Here is a 23368-nt window from a genome sequence, read left to right as displayed (position 1 = left end):
CGGTACATCCGGGGCGCTGTCTTGTGCGGTCAACGTCATCAAGGAAGCGTCAGCGGGATCGCCCGGCACAGGTGAGCAAAGGCTCGCCTCAAGCTTAAGCCAAATTCATCAACATGTAATCAACGATGCTTTCTCATATGTCGCCGTAGCGCAGCTGAAGATTCAGGCCAGGCCATCGGGAAGCGTGTGAGCGCTCTTCTGCTTGACGCTCTTGGTGACGATATAGGTGAAGTAGCGCTCGATGCCGGTCTCGGAGGTCAACCAGGCATCGATCAGGCGCTGATAGGCGTCGACGGAGTCGGCTTCCACCTTCATCAGGTAGTCCACCCCGCCCCCCACCGCCACGCATTCGGTCACTTCCGGCGTGGCGTGGACCAGGGCCTCGAAGCGGGCGAAGCTGGCCGCGTTGTGCTGCTTCAGCTCGATCTGAACCCAGACCGATGTGCGTCGTACCAGGGCCTCAGGGTTGATGCGCGCACTGTAGCCTTCGATGATGCCGGCCTTCTCCAGGCGGCGCACACGCTCCCAGCAGGGGCTGACCGAGAGGTTGATCGCCTCGGCCAGCTTGGACTTGGTAATGCGCCCGTCCCGGGAGAGGATCTCGAGGATCTTCAGGTCATAGCGATCGAGCTTCATCACCCCAGCGACTCCACGACTTCGGCAATCACGGCAATGGTATCGCCCATGTTGACCTGGGCAGGAAAGCGTCGGGCCGCGAGCACGCCGCTGCGGCCGGCGCGATACTCTACCGGCGGCGTACCGCTGCGGGTCAGGTCATAGACCCGGGCGATCACTTCGCCCTTCCGGACCACGTCGCCCAGCATCAGGGTCAGCTCGAGCAGTCCCGAGTGCTCGCTCTGCACATAGCAGCTGGCATCGGGCATATCGAGATAGATCTGCGGCTCGACAGGCAGTTCCAGCTCGCCCCGCATGAGGCCGAAGTGAATCAGGAAGTTGCGGATACCGCGCTCGGTGATGGCCAGGCTTTCCGGCGTCGAGGTGCCGCCGCCGCCCAGCTCGGTGGCCACGAATATCTTGCCCTGCTCTTCTACCACGGTGTCGAACAGCGAGGCGGCATCGAGCTCGAACATCATCATGGCGTAGGGTGCGCCCAGGGCCTTGGCCCCCTCGAGGGCTTGACGCTGCTGCTCGGCATTCTCCAGGACATGGGAAGCGCCGAAGGGAATGATGTCCAGGGTGCGCCCACCGGAGTGGAGATCGAGCACCACGTCGCACATCGGCACCATCACCCGGGTGAAGTAGTCGGCGATCTTCTCGGTGACGCTGCCGTTGGGGTCGCCGGGAAAGCTGCGATTGAGGTTGCCGCCGTCCAGTCCCGAGGTGCGCTTGCCGGCCATCACCGCCGGGGTGTTCATGCAGGGTACGATGATGACCCGGCCGCTGACGTCCTCGGCGCGCAGGGTGTTCGACAGCTTGAGCAGCGAGGTAATGCCCTCATACTCATCGCCGTGGTTGCCGCCTGTCAGCAGGGCCGTGGGACCCTCGCCGTTCCTGACCACGGTCACCGGGATCATCACCGCACCCCAGGCGGATTCGTCCACGGAGATGGGCAGCTTGAGGAAGCCGTGCTGGACGCCGTCGGCATCGAAGTCGACGGTGGCACTGATCGGGCTTGGGCGCAGTTGGCCGGGAGGCTTGGTCATGTCGGAAACTCCTTGTTCTATCATAGCGGGCAGTCGCTCGGGGCTATTCCGGCGATAGGCCTTCAGGGAGGCGCTGTGAACCCATCCATGGGCGCTACCTCGGCCATCCCTGGCCTCGGACCTCCCTTCCGGCCTACCCCCGGCGCCCCTCGCTGTGGCCGGTTGTCGCTGGCACTCAGCGCACAAACAGCTGGCGGGGGAAGTTCGCCAACGCTTCGCAGCCGGTCTCGGTGATCAGAATACTCTCGGTGATCTCAAGGCCCCACTCGTCCTGCCACAGGCCAGGCATGAAGTGAAAGGTCATGCCCGGCTGCAGGATGGTCTCGTCCGAGGGGCGCAGGCTCATGGTGCGCTCACCCCAGTCGGGCGGATAGCTGATACCGATAGGATAGCCGCAGCGCGCCCCACCCCGGTCGAAGCCGTACTTGTCCATGGCCGCCCCCAGCGCCATGGCGATATCGGCGGTACGATTGCCTGGCTTGGCCACGGCCAGGCCGCGCTCGATGCCCTCCAGCAGCGCCGACTCGGCACGGATGAACTCCTGGGGCGGACGCCCCAGGAACACGGTGCGCGACAGCGGCGCATGGTAACGCTTGAACACACCGGCAATCTCGAAGAACGTGCCCTCGCCCTCGCGGAACGGCGTGTCATCCCAGGTCAGGTGAGGCGCCGCCGCGTCCTTGCCGGTGGGCAGCATGGGTACGATGGCAGGATAGTCGCCGCCAAAGACCTTGCCGTTATCATCCACCCAACCCTCGATACCGACCCGGTAGATCTCGGAAACCAGCTTGCTCTTGGGCAGGCCGGGCTCGATCACTTCGAGGATACGCGTATGCATGCCCTCGACGATCTTGCCGGCGACACGCATGTAGGCGACCTCCTGGGGCGACTTGATCGCCCGGCACCAGTTGACCAGCGCATTGGCATCCAGGAAGCGGGCATGAGGCAGTTCGCGCAGCAGACACTGGTAGGCCTTGGCGGAAAAATAATAGTTATCCATCTCCATGCCCACCACCCCCAGATGCCACCCGCGATCGGGCATGATCGACTGGGCCAAGTAGTCCATGGGGTGCATGTCCGGGTTCTGCACGTAGTAGTCGGGGTAGTAGGTGATGTTGTCCGGATCCATCCAGCAGGTGCGCAACGCACCGTTGGCATCCATGCGACGGCCATACCAGACCGGCTCTCCTTCCAGCGCCACCAGGACGCACTGATGCACATAGAAGGACCAGCCATCATAGCCGGTCAACCAGGCCATGTTGGAGGGATCACTGATGATGAGCACGTCGATGCCTCGGCTCGCCATCTCGGCGCGAACCTTCCACAGCCGGCTGGCATATTCCTGACGAGTGAAGGGCAGGGAGACCTGATTCATGAAGCGTTCGCCATAGCATCACCAATAACCGGCCGTCTCCATGCAGAGAGGGCCGGACCAAGGGTTATCGGACACCGCTCGATGGAATTTAATTGTCATGACTTTTCACCGGGAAAATCATGACAATATCCAGTCAATGTCGCTAAGCTGATACTAGCACCACACCTCTGCTGGCGGTCAAAGGCTTTATTGCATCATGACAATTGACCTAACTCCCTACTTGACCGACACCGGCCCAAAGTACCTTGCCATTGCCCGCGCCCTGTCGGAGGCGATTCGCCTGGGGGAGCTCACCCCGGGCACCCGCCTGCCACCTCATCGACAGCTGGCCGAAAGCCTCGCCGTCAGCGTCCAGACAGTTTCTCGCGCCTACGCCCAGGCCGAGAAGATGGGCCTGGTCCAGGCACGAGTCGGCAGCGGCACCTGGGTCAACGCCCTGGACGACGCCCGAGAATCGGCCTACCTGCGCGGCCACGAGCCGCGCAACGAAAGCCCTCTGATCGACCTCTCCATCGCTCACCCGGTCTGCCCTCCCGGACACCATCTGCGCTTTCGCCAGGCGCTGACCGAACTGGCGGACCATGCCAGCCCCGATGTGATTACCGCCTGCCGGCCCATCGCCGGACTGCCCCATCAGCGCGAACGGGCCAGTATCTGGCTGCAGACCCGACTCGGCGTGCCCGGCGAGATGGAAGACAGGATACTCTGCAACGGCGCGGCTCATGGCCTGATGCTGGCCATCGCAAGCGTAGTCCAGCATGGCGACCTGGTCCTCACCGAAGCGCTCACCGACCATGGTCTTATCGCCCTGTCGCGCACCCTGGGCTTCCAGCTGCGTGGCGTGGCCATCGATAGCGAGGGCATCATTCCGGAGGCGCTGGAATCGGCATGTCATCGCTTCAAGCCGAGGGCCGTATACCTGACGCCGACCCAGTTGAACCCGACCGGCGCAACCATGAGCGAGGCCCGCCGTGACGCCGTGGCGGAGGTGTTGGCGCGCCACCGGGTGTGGTTGATCGAAGACGATGTGCATGCCCTGCTCGAGGCACCTGGCCTGGTTCCGCTCACAGCCCGGATCCCTCAGCTCGGTTTCCATGTCACCAGCATGACCAAGATCACCGTGCCAGGACTGCGCGCCGGCTACCTGACCGTGCCCCGCGGCCAGCTGCACCACGTGCTGCCGCGCATGCGGGCCACCACCTGGATGGCCACCCCTCTGATCTTCGAGCTCGCCGACCGATGGATCGCCAATGGTAGCATCGAGGCCATGGCCGCCGAACAGCGCGAACTACTGGGCGAACGCCAGAAGCTTGCCTTACGCCTGCTCGGCCATCACTCCTTCAGCTCCCGCCCCACCAGCCTGCATGTCTGGGTGACCCTGCCCGATGCCTGGCGCGCGGAGGAGATGCAGCAACAGGCCGAACAGGAGGGCCTGGCAATCACCACCGCGGTACCGTTCATGGTGGAGCAGACGCCGCCCCCGCGACGCATCCGCGTGAGCCTCGGAGCCGAGCAGGACCTGAAGCGCCTGCAAGAGGGCCTGGAACGCCTGGCAGCCTTGCTGGACGAGTCACCCCCGCCCATGATGCAGATTATCTACTGACCTTCACGAAGCAGGAAGGAGACCCCATGCGAGTAATGATCCATATCGACGAGGCCGACACCTGGCGCGACGCCCTGGCCGAGCGGCTACCGGATGCCGAGTTCGTCACCAGTGACGCCCCACCCCCCCAGCGCCGGGGTATCGACTACCTGGCCGCCTGGAAGCCGCCCGAAGCGCTGCTGCGAGAGCTGGACGACCTCAAGGGGATCATCAACCTGGGGGCCGGCGTCGACGCCCTGCTCAACAATCCGGGCCTGCCCAAGGACGTGCCCATCGTCAAGCTGCGCGATGCCGGCATGGCCGAGCTGATCGGTGACTACGTGCGCTACGGCGTGCTGCACTTTCAGCGCGACTTCGACCGCTACCGACGCCAGCAGGCCCGCCGCGAGTGGCGGGAGCACGCTGTGGACGACAAGGGCGATTGGCCGGTGGGCGTGCTGGGCTTGGGCGCCATCGGTGCCAAGGTGGCCGCCATGCTCGCCGCCGACGGCTTTCCGGTTCATGGCTGGAGTCGTTCCCCCAAACAGCTCGACGACATCACCAGCCATCATGGCGATGACGGCTTGCCCGAACTGCTCTGCCAGGTACGCACACTGGTTTTGCTGCTACCCGGAACCCCGGAGACCCGCCACATCATCGATGCCAAGACATTGGCCGCCCTGCCGGAAGGGGCAAGCCTGATCAACCCTGGGCGCGGCACCCTGCTCGATGAAGCGGCACTGCTGGAGGCGCTGGGAGAAGGTGAAACCGAGGGCCGGCTTCGCGGTGCCTTGCTCGACGCCTTTCCCGAGGAGCCGCTGCCCCGGGACAACCCGCTCTGGTCGCACCCGAGGGTATGGGTGACACCGCACATGGCCGGCCCCACCCCGCTGAAGGAAGCCGTGGGTCAGGTCGCCGAGCTGATCGAGGCCTTCGAGGCGGGCGAAACGCTCGAGACCGTGGACCCCAGCGCCGGCTATTGAATCGTTGCGAACTAGACCTTATCCCTACTAGAAAAGCGATATAGGCGATAGGCTGAAGTGATACCCATCGACCTCCCTGGAGGTGCACGATGAAGACACAAGTGGACTACCGCAAGCAAGACGCCCTGCTGGTCGTGGATATGCAGAATGACTTCTGCGAAGGGGGCGCCCTGCCGGTAGAGGGCGGCAACGCACTGGTGCCCGGCATCAATGCCGAGGTCGCTGCCGCCCGTACCGCCGGTGCGCCAGTGGTCGCCTCGCGAGACTGGCATCCCGTCGACCATGTCAGCTTCGAACATCGCGGCGGCACCTGGCCGGTTCACTGCGTGCAGGATACGCCCGGCGCCGCCTTCCACCCGGACCTCGACTTCACCGATGACACCATCCGCGTCAGCAAGGCCACGGCCTTCGATGTCGATGCCTACTCCGCCTTCGACGGCACCGGCCTGGGCGGCTACCTTCGCGACCGAGGCATCCGTCGCGTGGTGGTGTGCGGCCTGGCCATGGACGTCTGCGTACTGGCCACCGCCAAGGAAGCACGCCAGGAAGGCTTCGAGGTCGTGCTGTTGGCCGGGCTGACGGCGCCCGTCGCCCCCGAGGCCCGGGGCCGCTGCATCCGGGAGCTGGAAGCCGAAGGCATCGAGGTTCGCCAATGAGTCAACACCTCTCCGTGCAGGTGGATGACGGCGACCTGGTCCTGCTCACCGACCTCTACCAGTTGACCATGCTGCAGGCCTACTGGAAGGAGTCGATGCAGGAGCGGGCCACCTTCAGCCTCTTCTTTCGCAAGTTGCCGCCCACTCGGCGCTTCATGCTTGCCTGCGGCCAGCAGCATGCCGCAGCACTGGCCAGTCGGCTGCGCTTCTCATCATCGGCCTTGAGCCAGCTGGCCGGCACCGGGAAGTTCGACGATGCCTTCCTCGACTGGCTGGCCGGTTGGCGCTTCACCGGCGATATCTGGACCCTGCCGGAAGGGACGCCGGTGTTCCCGAATGAGCCCTACATGGAAGTGGATGCACCGATTGCCGAGGCACAGCTGCTCGAGAGCCTGATCATGAACCTGGTGCAGCTGGAAACGGTACTGGCCTCCAAGGCCGTGCGTCTCGTCATGGCCGCCCGGGGCCGGCCGGTGGTCGACTTCGGCATGCGCCGCATGCACGGGGTCGACGCAGCGGTACGCGGGGTGCGTGCCTACCGAACCGCGGGCCTTGCCGCCACCAGCAACGTGCTGGGCGGACTGCGCCACGATCTGGAAATCAACGGCACCATGGCGCACAGCTACATCCTCGCCCATGACAGCGAGCGCGAGGCCTTCCGTGCCTTCGCCCGCCACTATCCGGACACCACCCTGCTGGTGGATACCCACGACACCCTGGAGGGTGTGCGCATGGTCATCGAGCTGATGGCGGAGGAGCCCGACCTGCGCGTCAGTGCGGTTCGACTCGACTCCGGCGACCTGGGCGAACTCGCTCACCGCTCCCGCGCCCTGCTTGACGAGGCCGGCTTCGAAGACATCAAGATCATCGCCAGTAGTGGCCTCGATGAATTCAGTATCCAGGAACTTGTCGAGGACGGGGCGCCCATCGATGCCTTTGGCGTGGGCACACAGATGGGGGTCTCGGCCGACGCGCCGGTCATCGATCTATCCTACAAGCTGGTGGAGTATGCAGGCATACCCCGGGTCAAGCACTCGACGGGCAAGGTCAACCTGCCGGGGCGCAAACAGCTCTACCGGCGACGGGACGCCCAAGGCCGCTATGCCGGCGATATCATCGCCAACCGCGATGAACGGAGCGTCGATGGCGAGCCGATGCTGGTGCCCCTGGTACAGGGCGGCAAGCTGGACGCGTCGGTCATGGCCATGGCCGTCGATGCCCGCGAACGGGTCCGGTCCAGTCTCGCGGAGATGCCCGAAGCGCTGACCCGACTCGCTCCGGGTGAAAGCGACTACCCGGTGGAGCTCAGTGAGGAGCTGAAGCGTCTGCAGCAGCGGTGACAGCGTCCCCGAGAACGTGCAACAAGCGTGCATCGGGGAACCTGGGGCGCCTTCCCGTGCTCAGACTCCTTGTCACACTCCTTTCCTCACCACCCCATGTTGAGTCCCATGAGCCGACTGTTGCGCCCTCTCACCATGCTGGCCTTGCCGCTGCTACTGCTGTCGCTGGGCACCTCCCAGGCCATGGCGGCTCCGACGGCTGCCAAGCCAGTGTCAATCAGCGACACCGAACGCCAGGTCACTCCCCAGCCCTTCGATGCGCGATACCGGCTGGAAGTGAGCGGCTGGCCCAACGCCTCCATCGAGCACCGTCTGATCCGGGACAACCATCACTGGCAGAGCCGAATGAATGCCTCCATCGCCCTGGCTCGCGGCAATGAACGCAGCCGCTTCTTCCTGACCCCGAATGGCGTTCGCTCGGTGAACTACGCCAGCGGCTATTCGTTGCTTGGTATCGGCGGCGACTACCGGCTTGATACCGACGAGCTCAGCAAACTGCCCGATCGCCAGGCCGCCTTGTTCGACCTCTCCATGAGCGCGCTGAATGGCACCTGCCAGGAAGAGGCCGGCTGTCGCCTGGTCTATCAGGATCATCGTGGCCGTGAGGAATCCCTCGACTACCGTGTGCACGACCGAGAGATGCTGAGCCTCCCGGCAGGCGAGTTCGAGGCGGTCAAGGTCGAGGTGATGGACCCCGAAACGCCCGATCGGACGATGACGTTCCACTTCCACCCCGAGCTTCCCGGCTTGTTGCTGGCCGTGGACTATCGCCGCGACGGTAAGCGCAAGAGCCGGCTGCGGCTCACCTCCCTCGACACCCAGGCTCCCTGACCCGCTGCAGGGTCGCGCCTCCCCAGCGGATGCCCCGTCGGCTCGACCTAGGCCGGTCGAGTCGACGGCAGCGCTCGCCGCAAAAGGCTGATAGAGTGTGGCGCTTTGTGCCGCCCGGCGGCCACGACAAGGGAAGATGTCTTGATGTTGAGCGGGCTGTTGATCGTCCTTCTGCCGCTGCTGCTGGGCTACCTGGTGCCGGTTCGCCATGCCGGCCTGATGAATCTGATCAATCGCGGTGTCAACGCGTCGGTCTATCTCATTCTGCTGCTGATGGGGGTCAGCCTGGCCGGCCTCGACGACCTGATGCGCGAGCTGTCGCGCATGGGCGGCCAGGCACTGCTGCTGTTCGGTGTCATTACTGCCGTCAACCTGGCGGCCCTCTGGTGGCTGTCTCGCCGGCTCGGGCTGCGCTTCGGCACCTCGCCGGTCGTCGCCGACGCACCGACCACCAAGATGGCCGCCCTGACCGGCTCCCTGGCGCTGGTGGCGGTGGTGGTCTTCGGTGTGCTGATCGGACTCGCCCTGAGCTGGCTGGGTGGCCAGGCCATCTTCACCACCGCCGAACGGCTGGCCGAATGGGCCCTCTATGCCCTGCTGGCGCTGATCGGCTGTCAGCTGCGCAATTCGGGCATGCCGCTACGCCAGATCCTGCTCAACCGGCACGGCCTGGCCATTGCTACGACCCTGGCCGCCAGTTCCCTGGTTGGCGGTCTGATCGCCGCTCCCCTCCTCGGCCTGAACTGGAACGAAGGACTGGCGCTGGCGTCCGGCTTCGGCTGGTATTCACTCTCGGGCATACTGATCGGTGATCAGCTCGGTCCCCTGCTCGGCGGCGTGGCCTTCTTCAATGACCTCGCTCGTGAGCTACTGGCCTTCATCCTTATCCCGCTGCTGATCCAACGCCACGCGCCATTGGCCATCGGTTACGGTGGCGCGACCGCCATGGACTTCACCCTGCCGGTCATCCAGCAGCACGGCGGGGTAGCCTGTGTGCCGATCGCCGTGGTCAGCGGATTCATTCTTTCGCTACTGTCGCCGCCCTTGATTCTCTTCTTCCTGTCGCTCTGAGCCGCGAGGCGACGACGCTGTCACAGCGGCACAACGTTCGCCTCCGCTACACTTAGCCAAAAGTCTAGGTTGATCTCCGTGCCAATAAGCGGCTAACTGAGCGCCAACGAACTTAATCGTTTAAGTTTTCAGACTGCAAGCCCCATAAAAACAAGCCGACAAGGAAAACTGCCATGCTCAAGAAGACACTGCTTCCCACGCTCATCATGGCTGGAGCCGCCGGTATCAGCCACGCTCAGGCCGCAGACCTGACCATCTCCTGTGGCGCCGTCGGCGCCGAGCTGACCCTCTGCCAGGAGGGTGTCAGGGCCTGGGAGGAAAAAACCGGCCACAGCGTCGATGTGGTCTCGACGCCGAACTCCTCCACCGAGCGCCTCTCCCTCTACCAGCAGATTCTCTCCGCCAACTCCACCGACATCGACATCATGCAGATCGACGTGGTCTGGCCTGGCCTGCTCGCCAACCACCTGCTCGACCTGCGCGAGGTACTCGGCGATGAGGCCAGTGAGGGGCATTTCGAGACCATCGTCGAGAACAACACCATAGACGGCCGCCTGGTCGCCATGCCCTGGTTCACCGATGCCGGAGTGCTCTACTACCGCGAAGACCTGCTTGAGAAGCACGGCCATGACGTGCCCGAGACCTGGCAACAACTCACCGAGACCGCCCGAGAAATACGCAATGCCGAGCGCGCCGAAGGTAGCGAGCGCATGCAGGGCTTCGTCTTCCAGGGCCGCGCCTACGAAGGCCTGACCGTCAACGCCCTGGAGTGGGTGGCAAGCCACGGCGGCGGCACCATCGTCGACAGTGAAGGCGAGATCACCATCGACAACCCCCAGGCCGCTGCCGCACTCGATCGCGCGGCGACCTGGATCGGTGATATCTCGCCCAACGGCGTTCTCAACTACACGGAGGAAGAAGCCCGCGGCGTGTTCCAGGGTGGCAACGCCGTGTTCATGCGCAACTGGCCCTATGCCTGGGCCCTGGCCCAGAGCGAGGACAGCGAGGTACGCGGCAAGGTCGGTGTGACCCAGTTGCCCTACAGCGGCGACGGTCAGAGTGCCGCCGGCCTCGGCGGCTGGAACCTGGCCGTCTCGCGCTACAGCGAGAATCCCGAGCTCGCCGTCGACCTGGTGGCGTTCCTCGCCGGCGAAGAGGAGCAGAAGCGTCGTGCCATTGCCGGCGCCTATAACCCCACCCTGGAGTCGCTCTACCAGGATGAGGAGGTGCTCGAGGCGGTGCCCTTCTTCGGCGATCTCTACGAGACCTTCGTCAATGCCGTGGCGCGTCCCTCCGCTCCCACCGGAGGTGCCTACGGCCGCGTCAGCAATGCTTTCTTCAGTGCCGCCCATGACGTGCTGTCCGGCAACAAGACCGGTGAGCAGGCAGTCAGCGATCTCGATCGTGAACTCTCCCGCGTCAAGCGTCGCAACTGGTAACCTCCTGGAGCCCGAAATGTCGACTCCCGTAACCGAAAGCGCGCCGATCGCGGCGCGCCCCCTGTCAAGGCACAAGCGCAGCACCAAGGTGCGTCGCCAGAGGGTGCGTGCCGCCTGGGTCTTTCTGGCCCCGATGCTGGTCGTCCTTGTCCTGGTTGCGGGCTGGCCGCTGCTGCGCACCTTCTACTTCAGCTTTACCGATGCCTCCCTGTCCGACCTGAGCGATACCCTGTTCATTGGACTGGAGAACTATCTGGTCTATGAAGAGGGTCGCTGGTACGGCGTGCTGGCCGACCCCATCTGGTGGCGCGCCGTCTGGAACACCGTCTACTTCTCGGTGGTCTCGGTCTCGCTGGAGGTGGTGTTCGGCATCATCGTGGCGCTGGTGCTCAACGCCGAGTTCAAGGGGCGCACGCTGGTGCGTGCCGCGGTGCTGATCCCCTGGGCGATCCCCACCATCGTCTCGGCGCAGATGTGGGCCTGGATGCTCAACGACCAGTTCGGCATCATCAACCACCTACTGATGGCGCTCGGCATCATCGCAAGTCCCATCGCCTGGACAGCCAACGCCAGCTACTCCATGTGGGCGGTGATCATGGTCGACGTGTGGAAGGCCACTCCCTTCGTCGCCCTGCTGGTGCTGGCCGCCCTGCAGATGCTGCCCAAGGACTGCTATGAGGCCGCCGAGGTCGACGGCATCCATCCGGTAAGGGTCTTCTTCAGGGTCACCCTGCCCCTGATCACCCCGGCGCTGATGGTGGCAGTGATCTTCCGCCTGCTCGACGCCCTGCGCGTGTTCGACGTCATCTACGTGCTGACCTCCAACTCCACCAGCACGATGTCGATGTCGATCTATGCGCGCCAGCAGCTGGTCGAGTTCCAGGACGTGGGCTACGGCAGCGCCGCCTCCACCCTGCTGTTCCTGATCATCGCCCTGGTGACCATCGCCTACCTCTACGTCGGTCGCAATCAACTGAAACTGGGAGGCGACTGATGACCTCGCGCCAGCTCTCCAAACACGCCACCCGCATCGGTTTCTGGGTACTGGTTGCCCTGATCGTCGTGATCGCGGTCTTTCCGTTCTACTATGCGGTGAAGACCTCCTTCACCCCCTCCAGCGAACTGTTCCGGGTCGAGCTGTGGCCCTCGCGCCTGGATTTCACCAACTACATACAGGTCTTCAGCCAGCGCAGCTTCCTGCAGGCCATCTTCAACTCGATCCTGGTTGCCACCAGCGTGGTCTTCATCGCCCTGCTGCTGGGCATCACGGCCTCCTACGCGCTGGGCCGGGTGCGCTTTCGCGGACGCAGCACCGTGCTGCTGGTGATCCTGGGCGTGTCGATGTTTCCGCAGGTCGCGGTGCTCTCCGGCCTGTTCGAGGTCATCCGTGCGCTCAACCTCTACAACAATCCCGGCGGGCTGATTCTCAGCTATACCATCTTCACCCTGCCCTTCACCGTCTGGGTGCTGACCACCTTCATGCGCCAACTGCCCATGGAGCTCGAAGAGGCCGCCATCATGGATGGCGCCACCCCCTGGGTCATCATCACCAAGGTGTTCCTGCCGCTGATGTGGCCGGCCATGGCGACGACAGGCCTGCTCGCTTTCATTGCCGCCTGGAACGAGTTCCTCTTCGCCCTGACCTTCACCCTCACCGACAGCCAGCGCACCGTGCCGGTCGCCATCGCCCTGCTCTCCGGAGGCAGCGCCTACGAGCTGCCCTGGGGGCCGATCATGGCGGCCTCGGTGGTGGTCACCGTGCCGCTGGTGGTGCTGGTGATCATCTTCCAGCGGCGCATCGTCTCCGGCCTGACCGCTGGCGCGGTCAAAGGGTAATCACCTGATGTTATTCAAGGAATCCAAGATGCAGGACAACACCCTTTGGTGGCGCGGCGGCGTCATCTACCAGATCTACCCGCGCAGCTTCATGGATGCCAATGGCGATGGCATCGGCGACCTGGCCGGCATCACCGAGAAGCTCGACTACGTGGCCTCGCTAGGCGTGGACGGGATCTGGCTGTCGCCCTTCTTCACCTCGCCGATGCTCGACTTCGGCTACGACGTCAGCGACTACCGCGGCGTGGACCCGATGTTCGGCACCCTGGATGACTTCAAGGCGCTGCTGGCCCGGGCCCATACGCTTGGCCTCAAGGTGATGATCGACCAGGTCATCAGCCATACCGCCGAGGCGCACCCCTGGTTCCAGGAGAGCCGCGCCGACCGCACCAACCCGAAGGCGGACTGGTACGTCTGGGCCGACCCCAAACCGGACGGCACCCCGCCCAACAACTGGCTGTCGATCTTCGGAGGGCCGGCCTGGACCTTCGATCCGCGCCGGCGCCAGTACTACCTGCACAACTTCCTGTCGAGCCAGCCCGACCTCAACTTTCACCACCCGGAAGTGCGTCAGGCGCAGCTGGACAATATGCGCTTCTGGCTGGAGCTCGGGGTCGACGGCTTCCGCCTGGACACCGTCAATTTCTATTTCCACGACGCCGAGCTACGCGACAATCCGCCGGTACCGGCAGGCGCCGCCAAGACGCTCGGCGCACCAGATGCCAACCCCTACACCTGGCAGCGCCACGTCTATGACCTGAGCCGCCCGGAGAACCTCGATTTCCTCAGGGAGCTGCGCGCGCTGATGGACGAGTTTCCCGGCACCACCACGGTGGGCGAAATCGGCGACGACAACCCCCTCGAACGCATGGCCGAGTACACCGCCGACGGTGACAAACTGCACATGGCCTATACCTTCGACCTGCTCAACGCCCCCCACTCGGCGACCTATATCCGCGAGGTGCTGGAACGCTTCCAGCGCCTGGCCGGTGACGCCTGGCCCTGCTGGGCGCTGTCCAATCACGACGTGGTGAGAAGCGCCACCCGCTGGGGCGCCGGCGAGGACCCCATCGCCTACCCCAAGGTGGCCCTCGCCATGCTCTTCTCCCTGCGCGGCAGCGTCTGCCTCTACCAGGGCGAGGAGCTGGGCCTGCCCGAGGCCGAGGTACCCTTCGAGCGCATCCAAGACCCCTATGGGAAGGTGCTGTGGCCGGCGTTCAAGGGCCGCGACGGCTGTCGCACGCCCATGCCCTGGGAGAACGCCAAGGAAGGCGGCTTTACCGCCTGGGGCGTTACGCCCTGGCTACCGATGGAGACTCGCCAGCTGCCGCTCGCCGTCGCCGAGCAGAAGGACGACGCCGAGTCGGTACTCAGCGCCACCCGCCGCCTGCTTGCTCTGCGCACCGCCCACCCGGCGCTGTTCGATGGCGATCTGGCACTGGTCGATGTGGGCGAAGCCCTGCTGGGCTTCATCCGCGAGAAGGGCAACGAACGCATCCTCTGCGTCTTCAACCTCACCGGCCAGGCCCATGAGGCTCGCCTGCCGCTCGCGGTGGGCAGGTCGCTGGAAGGACACGGCTTCACCCATGAGCGCGACGGCGGGATGTTGCGCATGCCGCCCTATCAGGCCGCCTATTTCGTCGTCTGAGACACACTCATAGCAATGCTCATAACAGTGCTCATAACAACACTCATAACAACGCTGCCGGCCCGCGACGAGGCAACCCATCAGCGGGCCGGCTAGGAGATACTCAATGGCAAGCGTCAAACTCGACAAGGTCAACAAGGTCTTCGGCAGCACCCATATCATCAAGGATGTGGACCTGACCATCGGTGACGGCGAATTCGTGGTCTTCGTCGGCCCCTCCGGCTGCGGCAAGTCCACCCTGCTGCGGCTGATCGCCGGGCTGGAATCGATCAGCGACGGTGAGCTCTCCATCGGCGACACCGTGGTCAACGATCTGCCGCCCCGGGAACGCGGTGTCGGCATGGTGTTCCAGTCCTATGCCCTCTACCCGCACATGACGGTCTACGAGAACATGGCCTTCGGACTCAAGCTGGCCAAGGCATCCCAGGAGACCGTTCATGAACGGGTCATGGCCACCGCCCGCATCCTGCAACTGGAAGAGCTGCTGGAGCGCAAGCCCAAGGCGCTCTCCGGCGGCCAGCGTCAGCGAGTGGCGATGGGCCGGGCCATGGCGCGTGAACCTCGAATCCTGCTGTTCGACGAACCACTCTCCAACCTTGACGCTTCGCTGCGGGTCCAGATGCGCAACGAGATCGCCCGCCTGCACCAGCGTCTCGAGTCCACCATGATCTACGTCACCCACGATCAAGTGGAAGCCATGACCCTGGCCGACAAGATCGTGGTACTCAATGGTGGCCGCATCGAACAGGTAGGCAGCCCACATGAGCTCTACCAGCGCCCGGCGACCCGATTCGTGGCCGGCTTCATCGGCTCGCCGACCATGAACTTCATGCCGGCAGAGCTGCTCGTTACCCACGAATCGGGCTGTCGCGTCAGCGCCAGCGGCATGGCCCAACTCGACCTGCCGCAGGATGCTGTCGGCCACGCCAAGGGCACCGGCCTGACGATCGGCGTACGCCCCGAGCACCTGCGCCTGACCGAGGCCCAGGGCGCCAACAGCTTCGAGATCGTCAACGTCGAGTACCTGGGCAACGAGGTCTACGTCTACCTCGACCCCAAGGAGGGCGACACCCTGCTGATCCAGCGCAGCGAGGCGCCTACCCACTGGTCGGTCGGTCAGCGTGTCGCACTGAGCCCCGACCCGGCACATGTCCACCTGTTCGACGGCGAAGAGCGAGCGCTCCCGATCAAGGTCGCAAGCGCAGTCGCCTGAGCGGGACTGTCGCCCTCACGGCCGGAACGGTATGCTTGGCGTGTACTCATTAGCAGGAAAAGCAAAGTGTCAAAACCGGCGCGCCGCATGACCCTGAAGGACCTGGCACGGGAGATGGGCGTTTCCACCGCCACCATCTCCAACGCCTTCAATCGGCCGGACCAGCTCTCGCCGGCGCTGCGGGAGCGCATCCTCGACGAAGCCAAGCGGCTCGGCTATCGCGGGCCCGATGCCAAGGCCCGCAGCCTGCGCACCGGCCGCTCGCGCATCATTGCGGTGCTGCTCGCCGAGAGCCTCACCTACAGCCTCAACGACGCCGTATCCAGCGAGTTCCTCTCGGGGGTAGCCGAAGTCCTCGACGCCCAGGGCCATACCCTGCTGCTGCTCTCCGCGCGCCAGGCCCAGAGCCCGATCTCGGGCTCAGGCTCGGCGAGCATGGCGGACGGCTTTATCGTCTATGGCCTGATACCCACCTCGGAACTGCTCGACTCGCTTCCCGTTCAGGCTTCGCTGGTGGCGGTGGACTTCAATGTGGCCGGCTATCCCTCGGTACATATCGACAACGAGCCGGCCTGCTACGCCATCGCCCGGCATGCACTGCAGGCAAGGAGGCCCAAGCGTCCCGCGATCATCAACCTGCGCCTGACCGCCGAGCCCTGCAACGGCTATATCACACCAGACCAGGCCCTGCTGCCGGCCGATCGCACCATAACCCGTGCACGACTGGTGGGCTTCAACCGCGCCCTGGCCGAGCATGGCTTCGAGACCGAACGGGTGCCGAAGTGGAACGTGGAAGAGAATACCTTCGATGTCTGTGCCCCGGTGATCGAGTCAATTCTCGACCTGCCGGACGAGGAGCGGCCAGACCTGTTGCTCTGCATGTCGGACCGTCTCGCCCTGACCGCCCTGACCCTGGCCGAACAGCGCGGCATTCGCGTTCCCGAGGATCTAAGGCTGACCGGATTTGACGGCATCGCCGAGGGGCAGTACCGGGCGCCAAGGCTCACCACCGTGTGTCAGGAGAGCCATGCCAAGGGACGCCTGGCGGCCCGCATGATCCTGGGCCTCGATGAGCCCCACGCCAAGATGCTGCATACCGAACTGCTGGTCGGTGACACCTGTCCCTGACTGCGCCACCTGTGCGCAGCTTGCATATTGCTTGCATGATTCCTGACTATTGGCTGCATCGCACGGGTGGATGATGACGGGGCCGTCCCCCATCGGTACTGGTACCCTGCCTCTACCTGATGGTGGATCGCTTGCGTGACCGTATCCATGGCCACCACCTCGCCACCGAGTCACGGGAGCCCACCCGATGAACCTTCGCTTCCCCCGCCCTGCCCTTTCACGCCTGGGAGTCAAGCTGTTCGTGATCATCCTGGTGGTCAACGTGGGCATCGCGGGGCTGGTCTTCCTGGCGGTATCACGCAGCCTGGATCGCGGTTTCATCGACTACCTGGAAACCACTCAGGCCAGCCGTGCCGAGACCCTGGCGGAGGGACTCGGCCAGGAGTGGGCACGACGTGGCGGATGGCAGTGGCTGCGCGACTCGCCACCTGCCTGGCAAAGCCTGGTTCGCCAGCAGCTGTGGCCCGGCGAAGGCCCTCCTGCCCATGGCATCGAACGCCGCCTGGGCGATGCCCGGGACTTCGTGCTGCATGATGCCGATGGCCTGCCGGTGATCGGCCTTGCCCCGGACGACAGCGAAACCGCCTCGGAGCTGCACTGGCTGCCCATCGAACATGAGGGCGAGCAGGTCGGCACCCTGGGCTACCGCCCTCCTCAGCAGTTGATGGCGCGAATGGATCGGATATTTCTCTCTCGCCAACAGCGCAACCTGGGCATCATCATCGCCGCGCTGGGCATGGCCTCACTGCTGCTGGCCGGCGGGCTCGCCTGGTGGCTGGGTCGCCGCACCCGCAGCATGGCCCTGGCCACCCGGCGTCTCACCGAAGGCGACTACAGCACCCGCCTGCCGGAGAAGGGGCGTGATGAACTCTCGCGGCTGGCCCACGATTTCAATGTGCTGGCGGCCACCCTGGAAGCCAGCCGTGAGGCCCGGGCCCGCTGGGTTTCGGATATCGCCCATGAGCTGCGTACGCCGCTGTCGATACTGCGCGGCGAGATCGAGGCGATGCAGGATGGCATTCGGCCCTTCAATGAGGACAACCTCTATTCGCTTTCACAGGAGGTCGGCCAGCTGGAGCGCCTGGTCGCCGACCTGCGGCTGCTGTCGCAGAGCGATGCCGGCGCCCTGGAGGTGCAGCTCGCCCCCCTGGACCTGGCCGAAAGCCTCGCCGCCTGGCTCGAGGAGGCCAACGGCTGGCTCGATGACAGCGGCCTGGAACTGGCCACCTCGATCCACAAGCCGGCCTGGATTCGTGGCGACGCCCGTCGACTGCGCCAGCTCTGGAGCAATCTGCTCGACAACAGCCGCGCCTATACCGCGCCGCCCGGCCGGCTGGAGGTGAGCCTGGGCCACGAGGGCGATCGCGTCCGGATCACCTGGCAGGACAGCCTGCCGGGGGTGCCGGACGAGGCCCTCGGCCGTCTCACCGAGCGACTCTACCGGGTAGAGGGCTCACGCAACCGTGCCAGTGGCGGCAGCGGGCTGGGACTCTCCATCGCCAGCGCGCTGGTCAAGAGCCATGGCGGCACCATGCGTGCCTCTGCCGCCTCGCTGGGTGGGTTATGCTGGACCATCGAGTTTCCCGCCCTGGAAGACGACATACCCAGCCGATAAGGAAAGGAGCCCATGCACGACGCCGATGTCCCGCGAGACACCCTGCTGATCGTCGAAGACGAGCCCAAGATCGCCCGCCTGGTGGCCGACTACCTCGAGGGTAGCGGCTTCGCCACGCACCCTATCGACCATGGCGACGCGGTGCTGCCCTGGCTGCAGGAGAACATGGCTGGCGAGCGTCCCCCGTCGCTGGTACTGCTCGACCTGATGCTGCCGGGCACCGACGGCCTGACCCTGTGCCGGGAAATTCGTCAGCGCTGGCCGAAGCTCGCCATCATCATGCTCACGGCCAGGGTCGAGGAAGTGGACCGCCTGCTGGGACTGGAGCTGGGCGCCGACGACTACATCTGCAAGCCGTTCAGCCCACGGGAAGTCGTCGCCCGGGTCAAGGCCGTACTGCGCCGCAGTCGGGCCGCCAGCGACCCTGCGGCCAGTGGCGGCAGTAACCTGGTGCTGGACGACGACGGCTGGCGCGCCCTGGCCGATGGCCATGACCTGGGCCTGACCGCCGTCGAGTATCAGTTGCTGAAGGTGATGATGCAGTCGCCAGGGCGGATCTTCTCGCGCGACCAGTTGATGGACCGCATGTACCGCGACCATCGCATCGTCTCCGAGCGTACCGTCGACAGCCACGTCAAGAAGCTGCGCAAGAAGATTTCCGACACCTGGCCCGAACGCGAGATCATTCGCTCGGTCTACGGGGTAGGCTACAAGTATCAACCCGAGGAGTAGGCTCCACAGGGTTTGCACACTCCGTGCACGCCCGCTGCACGCCGCTTCCGGATACTGGCACCATCACCCCAGCACCGAGGAGTTGCTTAACATGAAACGTTCAATATCCCGCACGCTGTTGATGCCTGCCCTGCTCGCCATCGCCATCGCACCCCTGTCGCTGGCGGCGAGTGCCGGCCAGGGCGACAAGGATTGGAGCGAACAGCGCCAGGAACGCTTCGAGGAGCGACGCCAGGCACTGTTCGAGCGCGCCGGACTCGACGAGGAGACCCGCTCTGCCCTGGAAGAGGCCCACGACGAGCACCACCAGGCTCTGCGCGAACTGCACCAGGAGCATCGCGAACGCATGGATCAGATCCTCGACGAGGAGGAGCGCGAGGCGCTACGCGAGGCCAAGCGCGAGATGCGCCAGGAACAGCGTGGCGAAGGCCACGGATATGGTCATCAGAATATGCAGCAACGCCTGAGCACCCTGGTCGACAGCTGGGAGCTCTCCGACGAGGAGCGCGAGGAACTCACCGAGCTTCGCCAATCCCTCTATACCGACATGCGGGATCTGCGCGAGCAATCCTTCGATTCCCGGGAGGAGCGCCGAGAAGCCTGGCAGGCGCTGCGCGACGAGCATCAGGAAGCCCTCGGCGAGGTGCTGAGTGAAGAGCAGATCGAAGCGATGAAGGCGATGATGCAGCCGCGAGGCCACAGGGGTCATGGCAAGCCGCGTGGCGAGAAGCGCGACGACTGACGACTCGAGGCATTGCTGCCACTGGCCCGACCTCCGTGTCGGGCCTTTTCATGGGCGCTCGTCCGCTAGTTGTAGAGCACGCCCGGCAGCCACATGGCGATGCCCGGGAAGTTGTAGAGGATCACCATCGCCACGATCACCAGCAGCAGGAAGGGGGCGATACCCAGGAAGATATCGTTCAGCTGCACGCTCTTTGGCGCGATTCCCTTTAGATAGAAGGCCGACATGGCCATGGGAGGCGTCAGGAAGGAAGTCTGGATATTGAGCGCCACGAGCACCCCGAAGAACAGCGGGTCGATCCCGAACATGGCCAGCAGGGGCAGGAAGATCGGCACGAAGATGATGATGATCTCGGTCCACTCCAGGGGCCAGCCAAGAAGGAAGATCATCACCTGGGCCAGGATCAGGAACTGCAATGGCGTCAACGACATGCCACTGATCCAGTGTTCGATCAGCGAGTGGCCGTCGAGCAGCGAAAACACCGACGAGAAGATCCACGAGCCGACGAACAGCCAGCAGACCATGGCGCTGGTTCGCGCGGTGAGAAAGACCGCCTCCCTGAGCCGTGAAAAGGTCAACTGACGATAGGCCGCCGCCAGCAGGATGGCGCCCAACGCCCCGATCCCTGCAGCCTCGTGCGGTGTGGCCAGGCCGAATAGGATCGCCCCCAGTACCGACATGATCAGCACGAACAGCGGTACGAACGAGGTCAGAAGGCCCCAGTAGACCTGGCCCAGCGGCACATCGAGCTCCTCTCGGGAGAGCTTCGGCGCCACCTTGGGATTGATCAATGCCCGCCCCATCACATAGGCGATGTAGAGCCCCGCCAGCAGCAACCCCGGCAGCAGAGCGGCCGCATAGAGCCGCACCACCGAGACACCCGCCATGGCACCATAGAGGATCAGCATGATACTCGGTGGGATCAGGATGCCAAGACACCCCCCCGCACAGATCACGCCGCTGGACATGCGTTTGTCGTAGCCGGCATTGAGCATCGCCGGCAGGGCCAGAAGCCCCATCAGGGTAACCACCGCACCGACGATGCCAGTGGCGGTCGCGAACAGCGCACAGGTGATCAGACTTGCCACCGCCAGCGAAGCCGGCATGCCACGGGCGGCCAGTTGCAGGCTGGAGAACAGCCGGTCGAGTATGTTCGCTCGCTCCACCAGGTAGCCCATGAACAGAAAGAGTGGCACCGCAATCAGGACGTCGTTGGCCATTACCCCATAGGCACGCTGGACCAACAGCGAGAAAATGATGTCGCCGATGGCGAAATAGCCGAAGGCCACTCCCATGGCGATCAGGGTAAAGGCAATCGGGAAGCCGAGCATGATCAGCACGACCAGCATGCCCAGCATCATGATTCCTACCTGTGGTTCGGTCATTGACGCGTCTCCCCGGAATCGGACTGGGCTGACTTAATCTCCTCCTGCTTGTTGACCGGGATCGCGATCTCCTCCACGTCACCGAGCCGCCTCGGCCATTGGCCATGCTTCAGGCACAGTACACACCGGCTGACTTCGGCAACGCCCTGCACCATCAGCAGGAATGCCGCCGCAGGAATGACGAACTTGAAGGGGTAGATGGGCGGCCCGCCGGGGGTATAGGAGCTGTGCTCGTTCTGACGGTAGGAGAGCGCAAAGAAGTCCCACCCATACCACACCAGCGCCAGGATGCCCGGATAGAAGAAGATCACATACAAGCCCAGGTCCAGACCCGCCTGCACCCGTGGCGGAAAGTAGCGCGACACGACATCAGCCCGCACGTGGGCACTGTGTGCCAGCGCATAGGCCCCGCTCATCATGAACAGCGTGCCGTAGAGCATGTAGCTGGTGTCATAGGCCCAGGCCGTTGGCGACCCCAGGACATAACGCATGAAGACTTCGTAGCTCACCACGAAGGTGAGTATCAGGATCGCCCAGGCGAACAGTTTTCCCGCCCAGGTGCTGAGGTGATCGATGAAGAAGATAAAGCGCATGGAAACCTCTCACCAGGGGAGGCACGGCATACTCGACGGCTCCCCGCGGCACGACTCCCGACGCCGTCCTGGCATCGGAAAGCTGACAGGCATCGGCCCCGACCCGCCGGGGACGGGCCGAGGACCGATATACGTTACAGGATGGTGGAAGTGTCGGTAGGCGCCTTGCCATAGAAATGGCGATAGGCCGGTTCCTTGGGGGTATTACCCTCCAGGTGCCAACCAACGACCCGTTCGCAGTACTCGCGCTGACTATCGACCACCCGCTTGAAGAACTCGCTGTTGTTCGACTCGTTCTCGATAACCGTATCCCAGGCCGCAAGCTGGGCCTCAAGAACCGAATCGGGGGTGATATAGGTCTGGACGCCCTGCTGCTCGCGCATCGCCTGCAGGTCCTTGGGGTAGCGGTCCATGGCCTTCCAGTACATTTCCGACGAGGCAGCCTTGGCGGCGTATTGCAGAATCGCCTGGAACTCCTCGGGCAGGCTGTCGTGCTTCGCCTTGTTGAGGATGATCTCGAAGGACTCACAGTCCTGGTGATAGCTGCGCAGCATCCAGGTCTTGCTGACATCAGGGAAACCGAGCAGTCGGTCCGAGGAGGGATTGTTGAACTCGGCGCCGTCGAGCAGGCCGCGGTCCATGGCCGGAACGATATCCCCGCCCCCCATGATGGTGACGGCCGCGCCGAATTCGCGCATCAGGTCGGCCGCCAGTCCCACGGTACGGTACTTGAGACCTTGCAGGTCCTCTGCGCTACTGATCGGTTCCTTGAACCAGCCCAGCGCCTGGGTCGGCATTGGCCCCGTCAGGTAGCCGACCAGCGGCAGCTCCAAGCTCTCCAGCAGCTCATTGTAGAGCGCCAGGCCATCGCCGTTCCAGAACCAGGCCAGGAACTGATGGGCGTCCCAACCAAACGGCGGCGGCGTGCCGAACAGCGAGAACGCCTTGTGCTTGCCGTACCAGTAGGCAGAGACGCCATGGCCGCCGTCCAGGGCGCCGGAGATCACCGCATCCTGCATCTGCAGCGCCCCTACCACCGCCCCGGCAGGCAGCAGGTTCAAGCGCAGACGACCACCAGACATCTCGTTGACGATGCGCACATAGTCGGCGGCAAACTCGTGGAAGATATCCTGATTGGGCCAGGTACTCTGGAAGCGCAGGGTCGTGGTCTGGGCCACGGCAATACTGGGAAAGCCTACCGCGGCAACGGCACCGGCTCCCACCGCAGCAGCCGAGCCGGTGAGAAAGCGGCGGCGGGATTGTCGATCGGTGCTTGTGGTGGATGGCGTGCTGGAATCGGGTGTACTTGAAGCTGTCGAGATAGAAGCCGTTGCAGTGCGCTTAACGTCCGGCTGGTCGGCCGGTTGCTTTTCATGAGCCATTGCATACTCCGGAATTATCATTGTTCTGATACTGGCATTTCCCACCGGCCAACCCGGCAGGTCAGTCGTCCCGAACGCATCCTTGTCGTGGCTGGCACAGCGTGCATGGCATCCTGTTTGCAGTCGGTTACAACAGGTATAGCTGCCCCAAAG

Annotated in this window: 21 protein-coding genes; 15 read left to right on the top strand and 6 right to left on the bottom strand. The window is 64.3% G+C overall.

Features of this window, described 5'->3' with window-relative positions:
* Window positions 1-162: 162 nt before the first annotated feature.
* From DU505_RS01005 to doeA, 3 genes are all read right to left on the bottom strand, one after another.
* Complete coding sequence (locus DU505_RS01005) at window positions 163-636, bottom strand: Lrp/AsnC family transcriptional regulator (protein ID WP_114477127.1); 474 nt, start codon at window positions 634-636, stop codon at window positions 163-165.
* Entirely contained in the window at window positions 636-1664 is a 1029-nt protein-coding gene (doeB, locus tag DU505_RS01000; protein WP_114477126.1) for a N(2)-acetyl-L-2,4-diaminobutanoate deacetylase DoeB, read from the bottom strand. The genes DU505_RS01005 and doeB overlap by 1 nt, the downstream gene beginning before the upstream one ends.
* Before the next feature lie 175 nt (window positions 1665-1839).
* The gene (gene doeA / locus DU505_RS00995; protein ID WP_114477125.1) at window positions 1840-3039 is read right to left on the bottom strand and encodes an ectoine hydrolase DoeA; all 1200 of its coding nucleotides are present in this window, start codon (window positions 3037-3039) and stop codon (window positions 1840-1842) included.
* A gap of 196 nt (window positions 3040-3235) precedes the next feature.
* On the opposite strand from doeA, the gene ehuR reads away from it, so the two are divergent.
* From ehuR to DU505_RS22470, 15 genes are all read left to right on the top strand, one after another.
* Window positions 3236-4642, top strand: a complete 1407-nt coding sequence (ehuR, locus tag DU505_RS00990) for a MocR-like ectoine utilization transcription factor EhuR (protein ID WP_114477124.1) — start codon at window positions 3236-3238, stop codon at window positions 4640-4642.
* Between the two features lie 26 nt (window positions 4643-4668).
* A complete protein-coding gene (locus DU505_RS00985; RefSeq protein WP_114477123.1) occupies window positions 4669-5604 on the top strand; it encodes a 2-hydroxyacid dehydrogenase in 936 nt (311 codons plus the stop codon).
* Between the two features lie 89 nt (window positions 5605-5693).
* Entirely contained in the window at window positions 5694-6260 is a 567-nt protein-coding gene (locus DU505_RS00980) for a nicotinamidase (RefSeq protein ID WP_114477122.1), read from the top strand.
* Window positions 6257-7600 carry a nicotinate phosphoribosyltransferase gene (locus DU505_RS00975; protein WP_114477121.1) on the top strand — a complete coding sequence of 448 codons (1344 nt, stop codon included), beginning with the start codon at window positions 6257-6259 and terminating at the stop codon, window positions 7598-7600. The genes DU505_RS00980 and DU505_RS00975 overlap by 4 nt, the downstream gene beginning before the upstream one ends.
* A gap of 108 nt (window positions 7601-7708) precedes the next feature.
* The gene (locus DU505_RS00970; protein WP_114477120.1) at window positions 7709-8431 is read left to right on the top strand and encodes a hypothetical protein; all 723 of its coding nucleotides are present in this window, start codon (window positions 7709-7711) and stop codon (window positions 8429-8431) included.
* A gap of 144 nt (window positions 8432-8575) precedes the next feature.
* A complete protein-coding gene (locus DU505_RS00965) occupies window positions 8576-9502 on the top strand; it encodes a LysO family transporter (protein ID WP_114477119.1) in 927 nt (308 codons plus the stop codon).
* A 173-nt stretch (window positions 9503-9675) separates the two neighbouring features.
* Window positions 9676-10941: an ABC transporter substrate-binding protein gene (locus DU505_RS00960; protein ID WP_114477118.1), complete on the top strand. Its 1266-nt coding sequence runs from the start codon at window positions 9676-9678 to the stop codon at window positions 10939-10941.
* Window positions 10942-10957: 16 nt separating this feature from the next.
* Window positions 10958-11935, top strand: coding sequence for a carbohydrate ABC transporter permease (locus tag DU505_RS00955; RefSeq protein WP_114477117.1), 978 nt, complete (start codon window positions 10958-10960; stop codon window positions 11933-11935).
* On the top strand, window positions 11935-12777 hold the full coding sequence (locus DU505_RS00950) for a carbohydrate ABC transporter permease (RefSeq protein ID WP_114477116.1): 843 nt from the start codon (window positions 11935-11937) through the stop codon (window positions 12775-12777). The genes DU505_RS00955 and DU505_RS00950 overlap by 1 nt, the downstream gene beginning before the upstream one ends.
* A gap of 28 nt (window positions 12778-12805) precedes the next feature.
* A complete protein-coding gene (locus DU505_RS00945; protein WP_114477115.1) occupies window positions 12806-14425 on the top strand; it encodes an alpha-glucosidase family protein in 1620 nt (539 codons plus the stop codon).
* Between the two features lie 106 nt (window positions 14426-14531).
* Window positions 14532-15638 (top strand): ABC transporter ATP-binding protein, encoded by a 1107-nt coding sequence (locus DU505_RS00940; protein ID WP_114477114.1) that lies wholly within the window; start codon window positions 14532-14534, stop codon window positions 15636-15638.
* An 87-nt stretch (window positions 15639-15725) separates the two neighbouring features.
* Window positions 15726-16766 (top strand): LacI family DNA-binding transcriptional regulator, encoded by a 1041-nt coding sequence (locus tag DU505_RS00935; protein ID WP_114477113.1) that lies wholly within the window; start codon window positions 15726-15728, stop codon window positions 16764-16766.
* Between the two features lie 187 nt (window positions 16767-16953).
* On the top strand, window positions 16954-18381 hold the full coding sequence (locus DU505_RS00930) for an ATP-binding protein (RefSeq protein ID WP_114477112.1): 1428 nt from the start codon (window positions 16954-16956) through the stop codon (window positions 18379-18381).
* 12 nt (window positions 18382-18393) lie between these two features.
* Window positions 18394-19113, top strand: a complete 720-nt coding sequence (locus DU505_RS00925) for a response regulator (RefSeq protein ID WP_114477111.1) — start codon at window positions 18394-18396, stop codon at window positions 19111-19113.
* A gap of 91 nt (window positions 19114-19204) precedes the next feature.
* Window positions 19205-19855 carry a hypothetical protein gene (locus tag DU505_RS22470; protein WP_181872693.1) on the top strand — a complete coding sequence of 217 codons (651 nt, stop codon included), beginning with the start codon at window positions 19205-19207 and terminating at the stop codon, window positions 19853-19855.
* Between the two features lie 65 nt (window positions 19856-19920).
* Here the strand turns inward: DU505_RS22470 and DU505_RS00915 are convergent, their stop codons facing one another.
* The 3 genes from DU505_RS00915 to DU505_RS00905 form a co-directional block, all read right to left on the bottom strand.
* On the bottom strand, window positions 19921-21240 hold the full coding sequence (locus DU505_RS00915; protein WP_114477110.1) for a TRAP transporter large permease: 1320 nt from the start codon (window positions 21238-21240) through the stop codon (window positions 19921-19923).
* Complete coding sequence (locus DU505_RS00910) at window positions 21237-21833, bottom strand: TRAP transporter small permease subunit (RefSeq protein ID WP_114477109.1); 597 nt, start codon at window positions 21831-21833, stop codon at window positions 21237-21239. Before DU505_RS00910 ends, DU505_RS00915 begins: the two co-directional genes overlap by 4 nt.
* Window positions 21834-21967: 134 nt before the next feature.
* Window positions 21968-23215, bottom strand: a complete 1248-nt coding sequence (locus tag DU505_RS00905; protein WP_114477108.1) for a TRAP transporter substrate-binding protein — start codon at window positions 23213-23215, stop codon at window positions 21968-21970.
* Window positions 23216-23368: the final 153 nt, after the last annotated feature.

The organism is Billgrantia montanilacus (genome assembly GCF_003336675.1).
Lineage (GTDB): Bacteria > Pseudomonadota > Gammaproteobacteria > Pseudomonadales > Halomonadaceae > Halomonas > Halomonas montanilacus.
Note: the sequence above shows the minus strand (reverse complement) of the source record. Positions and strands in the feature narration are given on the sequence as shown.

Bases quoted from the DNA above. Each gene is read 5' to 3' on its own strand.
- doeB (WP_114477126.1), bottom strand. From the start codon at position 1,664: ATGACCAAGCCTCCCGGCCAACTGCGCCCAAGCCCGATCAGTGCCACC.
- DU505_RS00985 (WP_114477123.1), top strand. From the start codon at position 4,669: ATGCGAGTAATGATCCATATCGACGAGGCCGACACCTGGCGCGACGCC.
- DU505_RS00980 (WP_114477122.1), top strand. From the start codon at position 5,694: ATGAAGACACAAGTGGACTACCGCAAGCAAGACGCCCTGCTGGTCGTG.
- DU505_RS00945 (WP_114477115.1), top strand. From the start codon at position 12,806: ATGCAGGACAACACCCTTTGGTGGCGCGGCGGCGTCATCTACCAGATC.
- DU505_RS00910 (WP_114477109.1), bottom strand. From the start codon at position 21,833: ATGCGCTTTATCTTCTTCATCGATCACCTCAGCACCTGGGCGGGAAAA.
- DU505_RS01005 (WP_114477127.1), bottom strand. From the start codon at position 636: ATGAAGCTCGATCGCTATGACCTGAAGATCCTCGAGATCCTCTCCCGG.
- DU505_RS00950 (WP_114477116.1), top strand. From the start codon at position 11,935: ATGACCTCGCGCCAGCTCTCCAAACACGCCACCCGCATCGGTTTCTGG.
- doeA (WP_114477125.1), bottom strand. From the start codon at position 3,039: ATGAATCAGGTCTCCCTGCCCTTCACTCGTCAGGAATATGCCAGCCGG.
- DU505_RS00965 (WP_114477119.1), top strand. From the start codon at position 8,576: ATGTTGAGCGGGCTGTTGATCGTCCTTCTGCCGCTGCTGCTGGGCTAC.
- DU505_RS00925 (WP_114477111.1), top strand. From the start codon at position 18,394: ATGCACGACGCCGATGTCCCGCGAGACACCCTGCTGATCGTCGAAGAC.
- DU505_RS00955 (WP_114477117.1), top strand. From the start codon at position 10,958: ATGTCGACTCCCGTAACCGAAAGCGCGCCGATCGCGGCGCGCCCCCTG.
- DU505_RS00975 (WP_114477121.1), top strand. From the start codon at position 6,257: ATGAGTCAACACCTCTCCGTGCAGGTGGATGACGGCGACCTGGTCCTG.
- DU505_RS22470 (WP_181872693.1), top strand. From the start codon at position 19,205: ATGAAACGTTCAATATCCCGCACGCTGTTGATGCCTGCCCTGCTCGCC.
- DU505_RS00905 (WP_114477108.1), bottom strand. From the start codon at position 23,215: ATGGCTCATGAAAAGCAACCGGCCGACCAGCCGGACGTTAAGCGCACT.
- DU505_RS00915 (WP_114477110.1), bottom strand. From the start codon at position 21,240: ATGACCGAACCACAGGTAGGAATCATGATGCTGGGCATGCTGGTCGTG.
- DU505_RS00940 (WP_114477114.1), top strand. From the start codon at position 14,532: ATGGCAAGCGTCAAACTCGACAAGGTCAACAAGGTCTTCGGCAGCACC.
- DU505_RS00960 (WP_114477118.1), top strand. From the start codon at position 9,676: ATGCTCAAGAAGACACTGCTTCCCACGCTCATCATGGCTGGAGCCGCC.
- ehuR (WP_114477124.1), top strand. From the start codon at position 3,236: ATGACAATTGACCTAACTCCCTACTTGACCGACACCGGCCCAAAGTAC.
- DU505_RS00935 (WP_114477113.1), top strand. From the start codon at position 15,726: ATGACCCTGAAGGACCTGGCACGGGAGATGGGCGTTTCCACCGCCACC.
- DU505_RS00930 (WP_114477112.1), top strand. From the start codon at position 16,954: ATGAACCTTCGCTTCCCCCGCCCTGCCCTTTCACGCCTGGGAGTCAAG.
- DU505_RS00970 (WP_114477120.1), top strand. From the start codon at position 7,709: ATGAGCCGACTGTTGCGCCCTCTCACCATGCTGGCCTTGCCGCTGCTA.